At 73.7% G+C, this 15,653-nt stretch carries 18 protein-coding genes and 1 pseudogene; 10 read left to right on the top strand and 9 right to left on the bottom strand.

Going from position 1 to position 15,653, the window contains the following annotated elements; all coding sequences use genetic code 11:
- The first annotated feature begins 52 nt into the window (after positions 1-52).
- Together ACQP00_RS32205 and ACQP00_RS32200 are read left to right on the top strand one after the other, a co-directional pair.
- Positions 53-895, top strand: coding sequence for an Imm26 family immunity protein (locus tag ACQP00_RS32205; protein ID WP_433202359.1), 843 nt, complete (start codon positions 53-55; stop codon positions 893-895).
- A gap of 10 nt (positions 896-905) precedes the next feature.
- Positions 906-1,310 carry a VOC family protein gene (locus ACQP00_RS32200; RefSeq protein ID WP_433202356.1) on the top strand — a complete coding sequence of 135 codons (405 nt, stop codon included), beginning with the start codon at positions 906-908 and terminating at the stop codon, positions 1,308-1,310.
- Here the strand turns inward: ACQP00_RS32200 and ACQP00_RS32195 are convergent.
- The 5 genes from ACQP00_RS32195 to ACQP00_RS32175 form a co-directional block, all read right to left on the bottom strand.
- A complete protein-coding gene (locus tag ACQP00_RS32195; protein ID WP_433202353.1) occupies positions 1,303-2,301 on the bottom strand; it encodes a zinc-dependent alcohol dehydrogenase family protein in 999 nt (332 codons plus the stop codon). The genes ACQP00_RS32200 and ACQP00_RS32195 overlap by 8 nt on opposite strands.
- 28 nt (positions 2,302-2,329) lie before the next feature.
- Complete coding sequence (locus ACQP00_RS32190) at positions 2,330-2,878, bottom strand: hypothetical protein (RefSeq protein WP_433202350.1); 549 nt, start codon at positions 2,876-2,878, stop codon at positions 2,330-2,332.
- A gap of 76 nt (positions 2,879-2,954) precedes the next feature.
- Positions 2,955-5,384, bottom strand: coding sequence for an FtsX-like permease family protein (locus ACQP00_RS32185; protein WP_433202348.1), 2,430 nt, complete (start codon positions 5,382-5,384; stop codon positions 2,955-2,957).
- Positions 5,381-6,106: an ABC transporter ATP-binding protein gene (locus tag ACQP00_RS32180; protein WP_433202345.1), complete on the bottom strand. Its 726-nt coding sequence runs from the start codon at positions 6,104-6,106 to the stop codon at positions 5,381-5,383. The genes ACQP00_RS32185 and ACQP00_RS32180 overlap by 4 nt, the downstream gene beginning before the upstream one ends.
- The gene (locus ACQP00_RS32175; protein WP_433202342.1) at positions 6,103-6,684 is read right to left on the bottom strand and encodes a PadR family transcriptional regulator; all 582 of its coding nucleotides are present in this window, start codon (positions 6,682-6,684) and stop codon (positions 6,103-6,105) included. The genes ACQP00_RS32180 and ACQP00_RS32175 overlap by 4 nt, the downstream gene beginning before the upstream one ends.
- 197 nt (positions 6,685-6,881) lie before the next feature.
- Here ACQP00_RS32175 and ACQP00_RS32170 point away from each other — a divergent pair, with 197 nt between their 5' ends.
- The 5 genes from ACQP00_RS32170 to ACQP00_RS32150 all read left to right on the top strand — a co-directional run bounded on the left by ACQP00_RS32170 (position 6,882) and on the right by ACQP00_RS32150 (position 10,614).
- Positions 6,882-7,829 (top strand): ABC transporter ATP-binding protein, encoded by a 948-nt coding sequence (locus tag ACQP00_RS32170; protein WP_433202339.1) that lies wholly within the window; start codon positions 6,882-6,884, stop codon positions 7,827-7,829.
- Positions 7,826-8,665, top strand: coding sequence for an ABC transporter permease (locus ACQP00_RS32165; RefSeq protein WP_433202336.1), 840 nt, complete (start codon positions 7,826-7,828; stop codon positions 8,663-8,665). Before ACQP00_RS32170 ends, ACQP00_RS32165 begins: the two co-directional genes overlap by 4 nt.
- A gap of 54 nt (positions 8,666-8,719) precedes the next feature.
- On the top strand, positions 8,720-9,568 hold the full coding sequence (locus ACQP00_RS32160; protein ID WP_433202333.1) for a sensor histidine kinase: 849 nt from the start codon (positions 8,720-8,722) through the stop codon (positions 9,566-9,568).
- Positions 9,569-9,673: 105 nt separating this feature from the next.
- Positions 9,674-9,955 carry a sensor histidine kinase gene (locus ACQP00_RS32155; RefSeq protein WP_433202330.1) on the top strand — a complete coding sequence of 94 codons (282 nt, stop codon included), beginning with the start codon at positions 9,674-9,676 and terminating at the stop codon, positions 9,953-9,955.
- Positions 9,952-10,614 (top strand): response regulator, encoded by a 663-nt coding sequence (locus ACQP00_RS32150; RefSeq protein WP_433202327.1) that lies wholly within the window; start codon positions 9,952-9,954, stop codon positions 10,612-10,614. Before ACQP00_RS32155 ends, ACQP00_RS32150 begins: the two co-directional genes overlap by 4 nt.
- 13 nt (positions 10,615-10,627) lie before the next feature.
- Here the strand turns inward: ACQP00_RS32150 and ACQP00_RS32145 are convergent, their stop codons facing one another.
- The 3 genes and pseudogenes from ACQP00_RS32145 to ACQP00_RS32135 form a co-directional block, all read right to left on the bottom strand.
- Entirely contained in the window at positions 10,628-11,308 is a 681-nt protein-coding gene (locus ACQP00_RS32145; RefSeq protein WP_433202324.1) for an alpha/beta fold hydrolase, read from the bottom strand.
- Positions 11,309-11,336: 28 nt separating this feature from the next.
- Positions 11,337-11,870, bottom strand: coding sequence for a hypothetical protein (locus ACQP00_RS32140; RefSeq protein ID WP_433202321.1), 534 nt, complete (start codon positions 11,868-11,870; stop codon positions 11,337-11,339).
- A 121-nt stretch (positions 11,871-11,991) separates the two neighbouring features.
- Positions 11,992-12,057, bottom strand: a pseudogene (locus ACQP00_RS32135) (hypothetical protein); the annotation flags it as partial.
- Between the two features lie 280 nt (positions 12,058-12,337).
- On the opposite strand from ACQP00_RS32135, the gene ACQP00_RS32130 reads away from it, so the two are divergent.
- Both ACQP00_RS32130 and ACQP00_RS32125 read left to right on the top strand, forming a co-directional pair.
- Positions 12,338-12,469, top strand: coding sequence for a hypothetical protein (locus ACQP00_RS32130; protein WP_433202319.1), 132 nt, complete (start codon positions 12,338-12,340; stop codon positions 12,467-12,469).
- Positions 12,470-12,494: 25 nt separating this feature from the next.
- Positions 12,495-13,340 (top strand): alkaline phosphatase family protein, encoded by an 846-nt coding sequence (locus ACQP00_RS32125; protein ID WP_433202316.1) that lies wholly within the window; start codon positions 12,495-12,497, stop codon positions 13,338-13,340.
- Here ACQP00_RS32125 and ACQP00_RS32120 read toward each other — a convergent pair.
- Positions 13,326-14,624, bottom strand: a complete 1,299-nt coding sequence (locus tag ACQP00_RS32120) for a hypothetical protein (RefSeq protein ID WP_433202313.1) — start codon at positions 14,622-14,624, stop codon at positions 13,326-13,328. The two genes, ACQP00_RS32125 and ACQP00_RS32120, sit on opposite strands and share 15 nt — an antisense overlap.
- A 379-nt stretch (positions 14,625-15,003) precedes the next feature.
- Here ACQP00_RS32120 and ACQP00_RS32115 point away from each other — a divergent pair, with 379 nt between their 5' ends.
- The gene (locus tag ACQP00_RS32115) at positions 15,004-15,651 is read left to right on the top strand and encodes a hypothetical protein (protein ID WP_433202310.1); all 648 of its coding nucleotides are present in this window, start codon (positions 15,004-15,006) and stop codon (positions 15,649-15,651) included.
- Positions 15,652-15,653 lie beyond the last annotated feature (2 nt).

Below are 15,653 nucleotides of genomic sequence, written 5' to 3'. Positions count from 1 at the left end.
CCTACGGCATCCGCTACCTGGCCTTAACATCGACCGCGGAGGTGATGGGCCGGTGACCGACGCCGTCATCGTTCGCTACGCGTTGACCGGCGGGCCGTTCGGGACGACCGACGGGCGGGCCGCCGTCTACGCCCTGCAGGAGCGGCTCACCGCCGCGCTCGCCGGGCTGGACGTCGGGGACCTGGACGGCAACGAGTTCGGCGGGGACGAGGTTTCGGTCTACCTCTACGGGCCGGACGCCGACCGGCTCTATGACGCCGTGGAGCCGGTGCTGCGGTCGTTGCCGGCCCGGCCGGCCCGGGCCACGCTGCGCTATGGCGAGGCCGGTGATCCGGAAGCGGTGCGGTACGAGATCGACCTCGACACGGGACGCGTCGAGCCGCCGCCGGCCCGTCCCAAGCCCGGCAAGCGCAGGAAGATCGTCGCGGCCGAGGGCGATGTGTTCCGGATTCCGATCGACGACGTCCGTTCGGTCTACGGCCAGGTGGTCGCGAAGCACGACTCTTCGACGCTCGTCGTGGTTTTCGACGCGCTCAGCCTCGACGCGGTCGACGGGGCCGACGTCCTGCTGCTGGCCAACACGTTCGACGACTGCCTGGTGGACGGCGAGTGGCCGATCGTCGGGCACCGTCTGGTCCGGGCCGACGTGCCGTGGCCGGTCTACAAGTTCTGGGGCTCGATCAGGCCGCCGGAAATCGTGGACCATTTCGGCCGTGTCCTTCGCGAGGCGACGCCGGAGGAGGCCCGGACCCTGCGGAGCCGCTCGCAGTCCACCGCGAACACGGTGACCGATGCCGCAAAGGCCGCCTTCGGGGTCGGGGAGTGGCGCGACGCCTACGACAAGTTCCTCCCCGACGAGAGGGCGACCGTCGCGCGGGTCATCGGCACGACCTAGGCTGCGGACCATGCGGATGCTGCACGTCGGCCTGCGGGTCACGGATCTCGAACGCTCGCTCGCCTTCTACGCGGGGCTCGGCTACGACCAGGTCGGTGCCGTGCCCGAGACGCCGTTCGGGAGCCTGACGATGCTGCAACTGCCCGGCGACCCGTTCGTCAGCCTCGAGCTGGTCCACGACCCGGCGCGGCCGGTCACCGACACCAGTGCCGTCAACCACCTCGTCGTGCAGGTCGACGACCTCGCCGGTACGGTCGCCGGGCTGGCCGCGCGCGGCATCGCCGCTGAGCCGACGACGGACCACGGGGACGGGATGGTCACGGCGTGGCTCACCGATCCCGACGGCTACCGCATCGAGCTCGTCCAGTGGCCGCCCGGCCACCCGGAAGGGATGTCGGCCGCCGACTTCAGGTGAACGTGAAGAGGATCTTCCCGCTGCGTTCCGGGGTCATCGCGTGGTCGATGGCCTCGTGGTAGTCGTCGAGCCGGTACGTCCCGTCGACCGGCACGGAAAGCTCGCCACCGGCCACCAGGTCGTCGAGCGTGCGGTACGTGCGCTCGATCTCCTTGCGGGACGCGTGCCGCAGCCAGTTCAGCAGCCAGAACCCGGTGTGCGTCACCTCCTTGAAGATCAGGTCGTGGGCCCGCACGCCGGGCTCCCCGCGACCGGCGGCCTGCTCGACGAAGGCGTAGGTGACGAGCACGCCCCGGAACCGCAGCGCCGCCGCGAGCTCGGGCACGATCGGCCCGGTCGTCGCGTCGAGGGCCAGGGCGAGCTCCTCACCCTCCAGGGCGTCGGCGATCCGCTCGGACAGGCCGTCCCCGCCGACCACCACCCGATCGGCGCCGGCGTCCCGCACGGCCCGCACGGCCGTCTCCCGCCGCACGATGCCGAGCGTGCGCAGGCCCTGCCGCCGCGCGAGGGCGATCACGCACAGCCCGACGGCGGAGTTGGCGGCGTCCAGCCCGACCCAGTCGCCCGGGCTGAGCTCGGCGAACCTGCGCAGCAGCAGGTACGCCGTCGCCGGGTTGATCGGCAGCATGGCCAGCTGCAACGGGTCGCCGTCCTCGCGTACCGGAACGACGTTGCGGTAGTCCGTCGCCACCCGGTCGGCCCACGTGCCCTGCTCGTAGTTGGGCAGGATGACGACCCGCCGCCCGACGAGCCCGGTGCCGGCCTGGCCACCCGCCTCGATCACCCGGCCGACGCCCTCGCCGCCGACCGGGCTCGGCAGTTGGGGCCGCAGCCCGTAGCCGCCCTTGACGAGCAGGAAGTCGGACGGGTTGACCGGCGCGGCCTGCATCTCGACGAGGATGTCCTCGCTGCCGAGGGCCGGGCTGGGGGCGCGCTCGAGCGCGATCGACTCGCGCGGGTCGCCGTACGAGGTGACGAGTAGCTGCGACATGCGCGGTTGATGCCCCGTCCGCCGGGCATCATGCCCGTCGTCGGCGGACCCCTATGAAGAGGCCAGCCGCGACGACGGCGGCCACGCCCGCCGCGAGCAGCGCCCACGTGATCGCGGAGGGGCCGCTGTCGAGCGGCAGGGCGCCGACGGCCGGCGACGCGGGCAGCGCCGACCACGCGGGATCGCCGGTCGTGGCCGGGCCGAGCTCCCGGTTGCCGGCGCACAGGCTGGTGACGAACCGCGAGCCCTGCGGCGTCACGTAGACCCGGTAGCGCTTGCCGGCCTCGAACGTGTAGCCGCACGACGCCTCGTTGTCGGAGTTGCCGACGAGGATCTGCCCGCCGGGCCCGACCAGGTCGCCCTTGTGGACCGCTCGCACCACGAGCCGCACCGCCAGCGGATAGTCGCCGCGGGCCGCCGGATCGAGCGTCTCGATCGTGCGTACGTCACCGTCGAACACGAACGCGGCCCGATCGAGCTGCTCCTGCTCCGTCGCGACCGCGCAGGAGCACGCACACGCCGGCGACACCGGCCCGGCCAGCACCGTGAACAGCCCGACCAGTACCACAGCCGCCACCCGTCGCAACACCCCGCACCGCCTCCTCATCGCATCCACGATGCCTGAGACGCTGCGAGGCGTTGACAGGTTCCCGTCAGTCCAGGGGCTGGCGGGCGATGAACCGGCCCTCCCGCCCCGTCAGCAGCCAGCCGCCGAGGTAGGCCACCAGAGGCAGCCCCACGAGCAGCGCGGCCAGGTTGGCCAGCGGCGGGTGCCCCAGCCAGTGCAACTCCCGGTGGTACCAGGCCAGCACCGCCAGATACGTCCCGGCGATGCCAATGACGGCGCCGGTCAGGGCGAGCGAGCCGGCGGTTGCCGCCGTCAGTGCGCGGCGGGTCCGGCGGCGGGCGCCGGCCGCGGCCAGGGTGCGCAGGTCGCGGGCCGTCTCGCTGCGGATGAGCCCGACCGTCATGGCGAGCACCCCGAGGGCGACCGCGATGCCCGCGCCGGTGAACCAGGCCGCCAGGCGGGTCTCGTCGGCGCCGGTCGGGCGGGACTCGACGAACAGGCCCGCCGCGGCCGCGGTCTGCTGGGCGTGGTCGACCTGGGCGGCGGTCAGTTTGGCGGGCGCGTCGATGAGCCAGCCCGCCGGTACCGTGGAGAGGTTGAGCTTTGCCATCCCCTGCTGGGTCAGCAGCACGTTGGGCAGGGACTGGAAGTCGGGCAGCGAGACGTGCTGCAGGACGGGCTGCCAGTCGCGGTTGCGGCCGGAGGGGATGAGGTCGTAGCCGGCCAGGTCGGCGCGCGGGGTGAGGATGTCCGTGCCGGCGGCGACGGTGGACGGGTCGATGCCGTAGTGGGTCAGCAGTTCCGGGGTGGCGACGTAGACGGGGACCATCTCGTTGCCGCTGTATGTCGCGCCGCCGCCGGCGAGGGCGTGGCGGATGCCCAGGACCGCCGGCGGGCGGCCGCCGGTGTCGCGCTCGACCGGCTGGCTCAGGTCGACGCCGCCCGCGAGCGGGAGGACCGTGGCGTGCAGGTCGGCGGCGATCGTGTCGGCCTGCTTGCGGAGGGCTTCGAGTTCGGGGGCGCTGACGGACGGTACCGGACCGGTCATGCCAGAGGCCGCGAGCCAGACGATCAGCTGGTCGGCCGGGATGGTGCCGCCGGTCGGGGCCGCATTCCGGGCCACGGTCACCGCGGAGCCCAGCGCGACCATGGCGGCGATGCCGATGGCCAGGGCGATCGCGGCCAGGGCGGCCCCGGAGCGGGCGCGGTAGCGGGCCAGGTCGCGCATGGCCAGCCGGGGCGCGAGCGGCGCGTGGCGGGCCAGGACGCCGATCGTGGCCACCCCGATCGGGGCGAGCAGCAGCAGGCCGAGCGCGGTGAGCAGGACCCCGCCGACGATGTACGGCGCCCTCGTCTGCTGCGCCAGGTACAACGCGGTCATCCCGGCGGCGAGCACCACCACGCCGGCGAGCGCGAACCGGTGCGCCGGGCGGGGGAGGGCCGGGCGGGCGGAGAGCGCGGCGACGACCGGGATGCGGGCGGCGGAGCGGGCCGGCCACCAGGCGGCGACGACCGCGGTCGCGGTGGCGAGGACCACGGCGATCAGCAGCGGCCCCCAGGGCAGGTCGAACCGGTCGATGCGATGGCCGAGCAGCGGCTCGAACACCGGCCCCAGCGCCGCCCACACCGCGACGCCGGCCACCGCCCCGGCGACCGCGCCGGCGGCCCCGATGACGAGGCCGTTGGCCAGCAGGACGAGGCGGATGTGCCGGTGGCTCGCGCCGATCGCGCCGAGCATGCCCAGCGCCCGCAGCCGCCGCTGGGCCATGACGTGGAAGCCGGCGACGGACAGCAGGCCGACGAAGACGAGCCCGATCGTGGCGAGCACCAGGACGCCGACGGTGGCCGGGTCCGATTCCTCGTTGCGGCGCTGGGTGGACACGCCGTCGGGACGAGCCTTCGCGGTGTACTCCTCATGCGGCACCCGCAGCAGCCCGTCCACGCGCACGGCGGCGTCGCCGAGTTGCCCGGGCGCCGCGAGCGCGAACGACTCGGCCAGGTCGAGCGGGTTCTCCACGACGCCGACGACGGTCCAGGTCCGGCCGGCGGCGGTCCAGGCGCCGCCGACGTGCAGGCCGGCGCGCCGCAGCACCCGGTCGGTGACGGCGATCTCGGCCGGGCCCTGCGGCCAGCGGCCCCGGTCCAGGCGCAGCATCGAGCGCCCGTACGGCCCGCCCGGATCCTGGGCCCGCAGGTCGACGCCGTTGGCGCTGCCCGGCACCGGCACCTTCTTGGCGTGCTCGATGACCTCGACGGTGCCGTAGTTGGTCCGCAGCTGGGCCAGGTCGGCCTCGGCCCGGGCTCCGGTGCCGTTCACGGTGACGATGTGGTCGGCGGTGCCGAACCGGGCCGCCTCGGACGGGGCGTTGCCGGCCATGGCGAGCCCGACGGTGGTGGCGGCCACGGCGAGCAGCAGCAGCGTCAGCACGATCGCCTGTTGCCGCCACTCGCGGCGGAACAGCCGCCAGGCCCACCGGACCACGGCGCGGCGCGCGGGCATGCCGCCGTGGCTCATCGGGCGGCCTCCCCGGTCAGCAGCGAGTCCGGGCCGGGCCGCGGTGCGGTGCGGTCGACGACGCGGCCGTCGCGGATGAACAGCACCCGGTCGGCCCACGAGGCCAGCTGCGCGTCGTGGGTGACGACGACGGCGGCCACGCCGTGCTTGCAGGCGGCCAGGATCAGCTTCATCACGGCCTCGCCGTTGGCCGAGTCGAGGGCGCCGGTGGGCTCGTCGGCCAGCAGCAGCCGCCGGTCGCCGACGACGGCCCGGGCGATCGCGACCCGCTGGCGTTCGCCGCCGGAGAGCTGGTCGGGGAAGCGGTCGGCGCGGTCGGCGAGGCCGAGCCCGTCCAGGGCGGCGAGCCCGGCGGTGCGGGCCTTGCCGGCGCTCGTCCCGTCGAGTTCGAGGGGCAGCGCGACGTTCTCGGCGGCGGTGAGGCCGGGCAGCAGGTTGAAGTCCTGGAACACGTACCCGATGGCCCGCCGCCGCAGCCGGGCCCGGTCGTCGCGGGACATCGCCGACAGCGGCTGCCCGCCGACGAGAACCTCGCCGGCGGTCGCGGTCTCCAGGGCGCCGGCGATGGTGAGCAGGGTGCTCTTGCCCGAGCCGCTGGGTCCCATGACGGCGACCATCTTGCCGGCCTCGACGGTGAGGTCGACCTCGCGCAGCGCGTGCACCTCGTCGGCGCCGTCGAGGTACGTCTTCGACACCCCGCGCAGTTCCAGCACCCCGCTCATCGGCGCACCCCCGCGCGGCGCCGGATCATCGGGGCGGCGGCCCTCGGCTCGGCCGGCGGTTCGAGCGCGGCCCGCTTGAGCCGCCCGTCGGCGGTGTCCAGCCAGCGCACGACGGAGTCGAGGCGGTAGAGCTCCGCATCGACGACGAGCGCGAGGCTCAGGTCGACCTCGCCCTCCTCGTCCTTGAGGCGGGTCCACTGCTGCATGAGCTCCACGATGTACCGCCGATGTTCCTGAATCACCGCGTGCACGTCGACACCTGGTAGCCGTACCGCGACGAGGATCTTGATAACGAGCTCGTCCCGCGGCGGCGAGGCGAGGTCCGGCGGGGTGCGCAGCCAGCCGTCGAGCTCGCGGGCGCCGTCGTCGGTGATCCGGAAACCCTTCTGCGGGCCCGGCTCGGCGTCGTCATCGGACTCGACGAGGCCGTCGCGCTCCAGGCGCTGCAGGGTGGTGTAGACCTGCCCGATGTTCAGCGGCCACACCTCGCCGGTGCGCGCCTCGAACTCCTCGCGCAGCTGCAGCCCGTACTTCGGCCCCTCACTGAGCAGCGCCAGCAGCGCGTGCTTGATGCTCACCGCGACTCCCCACTCGATATCATGCGCAGTAGCATACTCAGTATTCTCGGGACGTCCAGTCCACCGCCGACCCCAAGGCGTGCCTGGTACCGCGGTACTACGGGCGCGGCGCAGATCGGTTCCGCGGTACCACGGATCCAGGCCCCGGCGAACCTAGCGTTCTTGGTGAAGACGCGGGAACTCAGAGGGGGAGCACGATGATCGAGGCACGGCAACTCACCAAGCGCTACGGCGACAAGACGGCCGTCGACGGGGTGACCTTCACCGTCCGGCCCGGCGCGGTCACCGGGTTCCTCGGGCCGAACGGCGCCGGCAAGTCCACCACGATGCGCATGATCATCGGGTTGGATGCCCCGACGAGCGGCACGGTGAGCGTCAACGGCCGCCGGTACGCCCGGCACGCGGCCCCGCTGCAGGAAGTCGGCGCGCTGCTGGAGGCGCGGTCGATCCACCCGGGCCGGTCGGCGTTCGACCACCTGATGGCCCTCGCCCACACGCACGGCATCCCGCGCCGCCGGGTCGACCACGTAATCGAGCTGACCGGCCTGCAGGCGGTGGCCCGCAAGCGCGCCGGGGCGTTCTCCCTCGGCATGGGCCAGCGCCTCGGCATCGCCGCCGCGCTGCTCGGCGACCCGCAGACGGTCATGCTCGACGAGCCGGTCAACGGGCTCGACCCGGAGGGCGTGCTGTGGATCCGCACGCTGCTCACCGACCTCGCGGCGGCCGGCCGCACGGTCTTCATCTCCTCGCACCTCATGAGCGAGATGGCCCTCGTCGCCGACCACCTCATCGTCGTCGGCCGCGGCCGGGTGCTGGCCGACACCACCGTGCAGGACCTGGTGCGCACCGCCGGCGGCGACACCGTCGTCGTGGCCACCGCCGACCCGGCCGGGCTGCGCCGGGCGCTGGCCGGCCCGGGCGTCGAGGTCACCGGACGGCCCGGCTCCGAGCAGCTGAGCGTGACCGGACTGACGCCGCGGGCCATCGGGCTCGCCGCCGCCGAGCACGGCATCGCGCTGTTCGAGCTCACCGCGAAGGCGGTCTCGCTCGAGGAGGCGTTCATGGACCTGACCAAGGACGCCGTCGAGTACCACGCCACCAATGCCAACACTGCCACCACGAACCCTGCGAGGGCCGCCGCATGAGCATCCTGACCGAGACCCGCCCGGTGGTCGTGCGCACCGCCGACCCTGCCTACAAGGTCACCGGCGCACGGGTGATGCGCTCCGAGTGGTACAAGCAATGGTCGTTGCGCTCGACCTGGATCACCCTCGGGCTGGCGCTGCTGTTCCTGCTCGCGTTCGGCACGATCGCGGCGCTGCAGCTCAGGTCGTCGACGGGCGGCGGCGAGCAGCCCGGCCCGGATCTCGCCGGTGCCACCGCCTACAGCGTGGCCCTGTTCGGCACGACGTTCGCGACGATCGCGCTCGGGGTCCTCGGGGTGCTGACGACGGCCGGCGAGTACACCACCGGCATGATCCGCTCCACGCTCGCCGCCGTCCCGCGCCGCCTGCCGGTGCTCTGGTCCAAGGCCGCCGTGTACGGCGTGATTGCGTTCGTCGCCGGCACGCTCGGCGCGTTCGGGGCGTTCCTCATCAGCAGTACGGTGCTGTCGGGCACGGACAAGGCGATGAGCCTCACGGCCGACGGCGTGCTGACGGGCCTGCTCGGCGCCGGGGCGTACCTGGCCCTGGCCGCGGTCATCGGGGTGGCGGTCGGCGCGCTGCTGCGCTCCACCGCCGGCGGCATCTCGGCCTTCGTCGGGCTGTTCCTGCTGGTGCCCGGTCTCATGTCGCTGCTGCCGTCGTCGTGGCGGGCGGACCTCACGCCGTACCTGCCCAGCAACGCCGGCGAGTCGATCTTCGCGCTGCACCACGTGAGCGGCACGCTCACCGCGGGCGCCGGGCTGCTCGTGCTGCTCGGCTGGACCGTCCTGGCGCTGGCCGGCGCCGCGATCCGGCTGCTGCGCACGGACGCCTGAGCCGCGGTCCGGCTGCTGCGCGCGGACGCCCTAGCTGCGGGGGAGGATGAGACCGTGAGCACCGACGACAACGCTGCCCGGCTGTTCCGGGCCGGGCAGCGGATGCGCCAGTTCGACGCCCGGCACCGGTGGGCGCTCGACACCGCCGTCGTGCTCGTGGTCTTCCTGCTCTTCTGCGCGCCCGAGCTGGCACCGGGCGGTGCGCGTCCGGACGGGCCGATACACCTGACCCAGCGTCCGGTACCGCAAATGCTGCTGTTCCAGGCAGCGCTGCTCCTGCCGCTCTGGTGGCGCCGCCGGGCCCCGCTGGTCGCGTTCCACGCCGTCGCCACCGTGTTCATCGCCGAGTGGGCCGCCGGGATCATGCTGCGCGCGGACGTGGCGCTGCTCGTCGCGCTGTACAGCCTGGTGCTGCACGGCCGCCTGAACCGGCTGGTCTGGGCGGTCCCCGCGCTGCTCGTCGCGGCCGCACTGGTGATCGTGCGCATCTCCGCCGCCGTGCCGACGCTGGACGTGCTGTTCTTCGTGGCCAGCGTCGGCACCGCGGCGGTCGCGCTCGGGTTCGCGATCCGCGTTCGCCGCGCCCAGGTGGCCGCCCTGCGCGACCGCGCGGTCCAGCTGGAGATCGAACGCGACCAGCGCAGCCGCCTCGCCGCCGCGACCGAGCGCACCCGGGTCGCCCGCGAGATGCACGACATCCTCGGCCACAGCCTGTCGGTCATCGTCACCCTCGCCGACGGCGGCGGGTACGCGGCGGACGTGGCCCCCGAGCGCGGCAAGGAGGCGCTGCGGCTGATCGGCGACACGGGCCGCCGCTCGCTCGCCGACCTGCGCCGCATGCTCGGCGTCCTGCGCGAGGAGGCGGACGGCCTGAGCCCGCAGCCGGGCCTGGCCGACCTGTAACCGCTGTGCCGGCACATCCGCGCGGCCGGCCCGGACGTCGAGTACCGCAGCACGGGCGACCTCGCGGCGCTGGATCTGGGAGTACAACTGGCGGCCTATCGGATCGTGCAGGAAGCCCTCACGAACACGCTCAAGCACGCCGGCCCGCACCCGCGCGTCGTGCTCGCGTTGCGCGTGGAGGGTGCGCGACTGCACATCTCCGTGCGCGACACGGGCGGTGCGCAGCGCCCGCCGCGGCCGTCCCCGCCGGGCCACGGCCTGATCGGCATGCGTGAACGCGCGGCCCTGTACGGCGGGTCGGTCACCGCCGGCCCGGCGCCCGGCGGAGGATGGGCTGTGACCGCCGACCTGGACCTGACCCCGCCTCCCGGGAGCCAACCCGAATGATCACCGTCCTGATCGTCGACGACCAGCCGCTGCAGCGCCTCGGCTTCCGGATGCTGCTGGAGAGCAGCCCCGACACGGAGGTCCTCGGCGAGGCCGCGAACGGCGCGGATGCGGTACGGCGGGCGGCCGAGCTGCATCCGGACGTCATCCTCATGGACGTGCGCATGCCCGGCATGGACGGCATCGAGGCGACCCGCCGCATCGTCGAGTCGGGCGGCCGCTCGCACATCCTCATGCTCACGACGTTCGACCTGGACGAGTACGTGCACGCCGCCCTGCGCGCGGGCGCCAGCGGGTTCCTGCTCAAGGACGCGTACCCGGAGGAACTCCTCGCGGGCATCCGCGCGGTCGCGGGCGGCGACGCGGTGATCGCGCCCGCCCTGACGCGCAGGCTGCTGGACGCGTTCGCCCAGCACCTCGCCGGCGGCGGCGCACACCCGGCACCGGACCCGCGCCTAGGCACGCTGACCGAGCGGGAACGCGAGATCCTGGTCGCGATCGGCCACGGCTGGACCAACGGCGAGATCGCCGAACGCCTGGTCCTGTCCGAGTCCACCGTGAAGACCCACGTCGGCCGGGTCCTGTCCAAGCTCGGCGCCCGCGACCGCGTGCAGGCGGTCATCATCGCGTACGACCTCGGCCTCACCCGTCCGCATTGACGGGAGCGCCGGCTCAGTGATCGGCGAGGAGGGCGGCGGCCACCGCCTCCGGGTGGCCCAGGGCGATCAGGTGCCCACCCGGCAGGACGGCCGGCGTCCGGCCCAGCCGCTCGCGGGCCACGCGCGCCTGCAGTACGGCCGGGAACAGGCGGTCGTCGGCGCCGGTGAGCACCGTGGTCGGGATGTCCGGCCAGGCGTCCAGCGGCCAGACCTGGCCGAATGGGGTGTCGGCCTGCTCCTTGCCGCCGGTCATCGCCCGCTCGGTGACCTCCGCGGGCACGTCGTGGAAGAAGAGCTCGCGCAGGTCGAACTCGGCGTCGGGGTCGCGGCCCTGCTCCACGGCGTAGGCGCGGGCCGCGGCGGCCTGGCCGACGTTGTCCCACCAGGCGCCGCCGGTCTCGCCGGGCCGCGGGATCATCGCGTTGAGCAGGACGATGCGCCGGGCGCCGCGGCGCTGGGCGACGACCGGCGCGGTGAACCCGCCCATCGACTGGCCGACGACCACCAGCTCGCCGGGGTCCGGCGGAAGGGCGCCGGTGACGGCGTTCGCGTACTCCTCCCAGCCGGCCGCCGGATCGTCGCCGGGGAGCTCGGCGGCGACGGCCCGGTGCCCGGCCGCCTCGAGGATCGGCTGGACGCGATGCCAGTACCAGGCGTCGCCGCCGGCCCCGGGAATCAGTGCGAACGTCGTCATGGTGCGAATCTACGACGGTGGACCGCGGTCAGACCCCGTCGAACGTGTTCAGGGTGTTCATCAGCGCGGTGACGGCGGACGCGCACGCGGTCTCGCTCGGGTTCGCCGCGCGCAGGGCGGTGAGGACGTCGTCGATCTGGCCGTCGAGCTGGTGCCATCGGGTGGCGTCGCGCGGCTTGAGCCCGGCCTCGGCGTCGTCCCAGGCCACCTCGAGGTCCTTGACCCGGGTCCTGGCCCCCGCGAGGTCGTGCTGGGCCACCTTGGCCCGGACGTCGGACACGATCACCGCGAACCGGCTCAGGTTGCCGAGTTTGGTTGTCGGGTGTACCGCCTGTGTCACGCTCGCCCCGCCCGAGCCGCTCACCGTGGCCTGGTCCTGGGCCACGCCGGCCTGCGGGTCCGTCGCCGGCGGCGATCCCTGCGCGAGGCTGAGCCCGAACCCGGCGACGACGACGGTCAGGGCGGCGGCGCCGGCCCAGGCGTAGTCCCGGCCGCGGCCGCCGTTCGGGGCGGCGCCCTTCTCGGCCACGCCGTGCCGGCTCACCAGCACCTGCTCGCGCACGACGAGCACGACGATCGCGGCCAGGAACAGGATGCTGGTGGCGCTCGCGCCCAGGGCCAGGCCGCAACTGCAGGATCAACGCGCCGACGAGGAAGGCGAACATGATCCCGTCGGTCACGGCGGGACCGAGGCCGACGTTGACGTTGAGGTAGTCGGCGAGCGTCTCCCCGATCGTGGTGGACAGCACCTTGATGACCCAGAACGTGGCGGTGATCGCGGGCACCTTGGTCAGCCACCCGCGCGAACTCACTGACCTGGCGTTGACAGTGGACACGGCTCTCCCTCACGACGGCGTTCCGCTGATTTCCCCATGAATCGGGGCAAACCTCGACCGAACGTCCTGAGTGCCCGCTGAAAGCCGAGGCCCGGCCAGCGTGGCGGCCCGGGACTGAGAGCCCGCTGAACCCGCGCCCCGGCCGCGCACGGCGTTCAGGGTGCGTTCAGGCGCCGGCCGCCACGCTGCGGGAATGGCGCATCTGATCGACATGGTGCTGGGCCTGCCGGCGTGGCTGGTGTACGCGGTCGTGGCGGCGCTGGCGTTCGGCGAGTCGGCGGCGTGGTCGCGATCCTCGCGGTGCGCTGGGCCCGGCGGCGCGTGACGTCCGGTGAGTAGGGGTGGTGGCCATGGTGCACTGGCGCCGGGCGGCGGTTCTGGTCGCCACGCTCGCCGTGGTGTCCGGCTGCGGCGCCGCCCCGAAGCGGGCACCGAGCCCGGCCGCATCCGGGGTGCGGCCCGGGCACGTCGTGGTGGCGGTGTTCGAGAACAAGTCGTACGTGCAGCTGGCCGGTAACCCGGACGCGCCGTACTTCAACGAGCTCATGGCCCGCGCCGCGGTTTTCACCGATGCGCATGGGGTCGCCCATCCGAGCCAGCCGAACTACCTCGCGCTGTTCTCCGGCTCGACGCAGGGCGTCACCGACGACCAATGCCCGGTCCGTGCCGGGGCGGCGGCGAACCTCGCACAACAACTGCAGGCGGCCGGGCTCACCTTCGGCGGCTACTCCGAGGGGCTGCCGTCGCCCGGGTACCGCGGCTGTTCGAGCGGCCGGTACGCGGCGAAACACAACCCCTGGGCCGACTTCGACACGGTTCCCGGCGCCGCGAACCAGCCGTACTCCGCGTGGCCGGCCGACCCGGCCCGGCTGCCCACCGTCGCGTTCGTGATTCCGGACCTGTGCAACGACATGCACGACTGCGGCGTCGCGACCGGCGACGCCTGGGCCCGCGCGCACCTGGACCCGTACGCGCGCTGGGCCGCCGGCCACGACAGCTGGCTCATCGTGACCTTCGACGAGGACGACGGCAGCGCCGGCAACCGGATCCTCACCCTCGTGACCGGGGCCGGGATCACGCCGGGGCCGCGCTCCGGGCGGGTCGACCACTACGCGGTCCTGCGGACCATCGGGGACCGCTACGGGCTGCCGCCGCTGGGCCGGGCGGCCGGAGCGTCGCCGCTACCCCTGCAGTGACGCCGCGGCTCGGTCAGGGCTGGCGGGCCGCTCGGCGAGCGCGGCGCTCGCGGCCGGGAAGGCGTCGGTGACGCTGGCGCGGAAGGCGAGCAGCGCCACCGTGAACCGGCCGGCCTCCTCCGCCGGCGGCCGCTCGCGCTCCGGCGCCGCCTCGAGCACCGCCTGGAGCGGCGCTTTCAGCTCGGCGAACCGGGGGAGCGTGGACACCGCCCGGCCCGCCTCGCGCAGGGCCGCTAGCCGCTGCTCGAAGCCGCCCCAGTTGTTGGTCGTGTCGTCGAAGCGCTCGTCGACCCCGTACAGGTGGCGGCTGACGGCCAGACCCGCGCCCCACACGTCGAGGACCGGGCCGTAGCGGGTCCGCAGCACGGCGGTCCGCACGACGGGCAGCGCCACGAACACCAGCGCGGCCACCGTGACCAGCTTCAGCGACAGCACCACGGCCCCGGCGGTGACGCCGTCCAGCGCGACCGGCTGGCTCCAGTGCAGCGTCCCGGTGATGTCCGGCCCGGGCAGCATGTGCACGATCTGCCAGGCCAGCGCGCCCAGCACGGTCGCCGGCCCGGCCGAATCGGGCAGCCGCACACCGACGCCGACGCGATCGAGGGTGATCAGCAGGCCGGCGTCCCACAGCAGGATGCCGTAGACCCAGCCCGCCGCCGCGAACAGGACCAGCGTGGTCGTCCACCACGAGCGGGCGTTGGGCAGGATCATGCCGGACAGCCCGACGGCCGTGAACGCCACGTTCCCGAACAGCAGCAGCCCGCCCACCAGCAGCAGGATCGCCGGTGCGGCCGCCGCCCACCGCTGCACGAGCGCGCCGTCGGCGTGCATCCAGGGCAGCGCGCGCCCGGTCCACCAGCGCAAGAACCAAGAGCCAGAAGCCAGCGTTTGTACGGCCAGCAGCGTCGCCACCGCCGCACCCGCCACGATCGCCGCGGACACCCCGCCGCCGAGCACCTTCGGCCACCAGCGGGGCTCCTCCTCGGCCGGGTAGTGGGTGTGCCGGATCGCGGCCCCGGCGACCGCGAACCGGTAGCCGGCGATCGCCGCCCGCAGCAACTGCGGCACGAGCAGCAGCTGGAACGCGAGCACCAGCCCGGCCGGCACCGGCCCGCCGGGCTCCTTCCAGTGCACCGTCGCCGGGATGTCGAGGATGGGGACGGCGTCGAGGAGGTGCCACAAGTAGTACGACTCGGCCTGCCAAAGCCCGCCGAACGGGCCCGACGGCCGGCCCTCCGCGCGCCAGACACAGGCGGTGACGATGGCGAACGTCTCGACGTACAAGCCGAGCAGGGCAGCGCGGAGAGCATGCTCACGAACTGCGAGGCCCCCGCCCGCCCCGCCGCGGCCGAGCGTACCCAGCCGACCGTGAGCGCGCCGAGCTGCGCCGCGCACACGAGCACGAGCAGCGCGGCCACGGTGACCGCGCCGCCGAGTCCCGGGATGAGCAGCCCGGCGGTGGCCAGACCGCGCGCGACGACGGCGGCCACGGGCGACAGGAAGACCGCGAACAGCAGGCTGCCCTGCCAGGACCCGCGCAGTTCACCGAACAGCTCCCGCAGGTTGTCGACGAACTCCGCGCGGTCCTCCCGATCGGTCAGCACGCCACTACAGAAGCGCACCGGGGCGTTCTGATACGTCACGGCGTGATATCAACTGCGCTGTGTCCGAAGACGAGCCACCCCCGAAACAGTCCTATACGTTCCTCATCGTGTGCGGCGGCCTCGCGCTGCTGATCCTGATCGGCGCCGCGATCTACATCGGCCTTGACCTGCGCTCCGCGAACCAGGTGACCGCCGAGCGCGAGGCCGCCGACCAAGCCACGGCCTCATCGGTCGCGCCCGGCTGCGGCCGGCACGGCTGCGCCCCCGGGCGGAGCCTGCCGGTCATGTTCGACATCTGGTTGTCCGCCGCCGGTCTGGAGATCGTCTCCACCGGCGACGGGCAGCGCACCGGCACGAACGTCCTCTCGCTCGGGTTCCCGGGCGGCGGCGCCCTGACGGCCCACGTGTCGCACGACAAGAGCGTGCTGAACGAGGTCGACTGCGTGCTCACCGCCAACACCGGTTCGCCCGGCACGTTCGACTCCACGGGCATGACCATGCTGCAGGACTGCGCCGCTGCGACCCTGTCCGCCGGGGCCGACTCCACGCCCCGCTCGCAGACCTGGATCGGCCAGATCGTCGCCAAGCCGGAGACCGGCAGGTGGACCTGTGGCGCGGTCGCGATGCAGGCGACTTCCGACCCGGACCACCTCGAGATCGATGTGTTCCCCGCCCCCGACCCGAACGCGGCCTGCGGCTCCTTCTGAAC

Source organism: Dactylosporangium sp. CS-047395 (assembly GCF_050942185.1).
Lineage (GTDB): Bacteria > Actinomycetota > Actinomycetes > Mycobacteriales > Micromonosporaceae > Dactylosporangium.
The sequence above is the reverse complement of the archived record's forward strand: the minus strand, read 5'-3'. Positions and strand labels throughout refer to the sequence as shown.

Bases quoted from the DNA above. Each gene is read 5' to 3' on its own strand.
- ACQP00_RS32200 (WP_433202356.1), top strand. From the start codon at position 906: ATGCGGATGCTGCACGTCGGCCTGCGGGTCACGGATCTCGAACGCTCG.
- ACQP00_RS32195 (WP_433202353.1), bottom strand. From the start codon at position 2,301: ATGTCGCAGCTACTCGTCACCTCGTACGGCGACCCGCGCGAGTCGATC.
- ACQP00_RS32185 (WP_433202348.1), bottom strand. From the start codon at position 5,384: ATGAGCCACGGCGGCATGCCCGCGCGCCGCGCCGTGGTCCGGTGGGCC.
- ACQP00_RS32180 (WP_433202345.1), bottom strand. From the start codon at position 6,106: ATGAGCGGGGTGCTGGAACTGCGCGGGGTGTCGAAGACGTACCTCGAC.
- ACQP00_RS32170 (WP_433202339.1), top strand. From the start codon at position 6,882: ATGATCGAGGCACGGCAACTCACCAAGCGCTACGGCGACAAGACGGCC.
- ACQP00_RS32165 (WP_433202336.1), top strand. From the start codon at position 7,826: ATGAGCATCCTGACCGAGACCCGCCCGGTGGTCGTGCGCACCGCCGAC.
- ACQP00_RS32150 (WP_433202327.1), top strand. From the start codon at position 9,952: ATGATCACCGTCCTGATCGTCGACGACCAGCCGCTGCAGCGCCTCGGC.
- ACQP00_RS32145 (WP_433202324.1), bottom strand. From the start codon at position 11,308: ATGACGACGTTCGCACTGATTCCCGGGGCCGGCGGCGACGCCTGGTAC.
- ACQP00_RS32130 (WP_433202319.1), top strand. From the start codon at position 12,338: ATGGCGCATCTGATCGACATGGTGCTGGGCCTGCCGGCGTGGCTGGTG.
- ACQP00_RS32125 (WP_433202316.1), top strand. From the start codon at position 12,495: ATGGTGCACTGGCGCCGGGCGGCGGTTCTGGTCGCCACGCTCGCCGTG.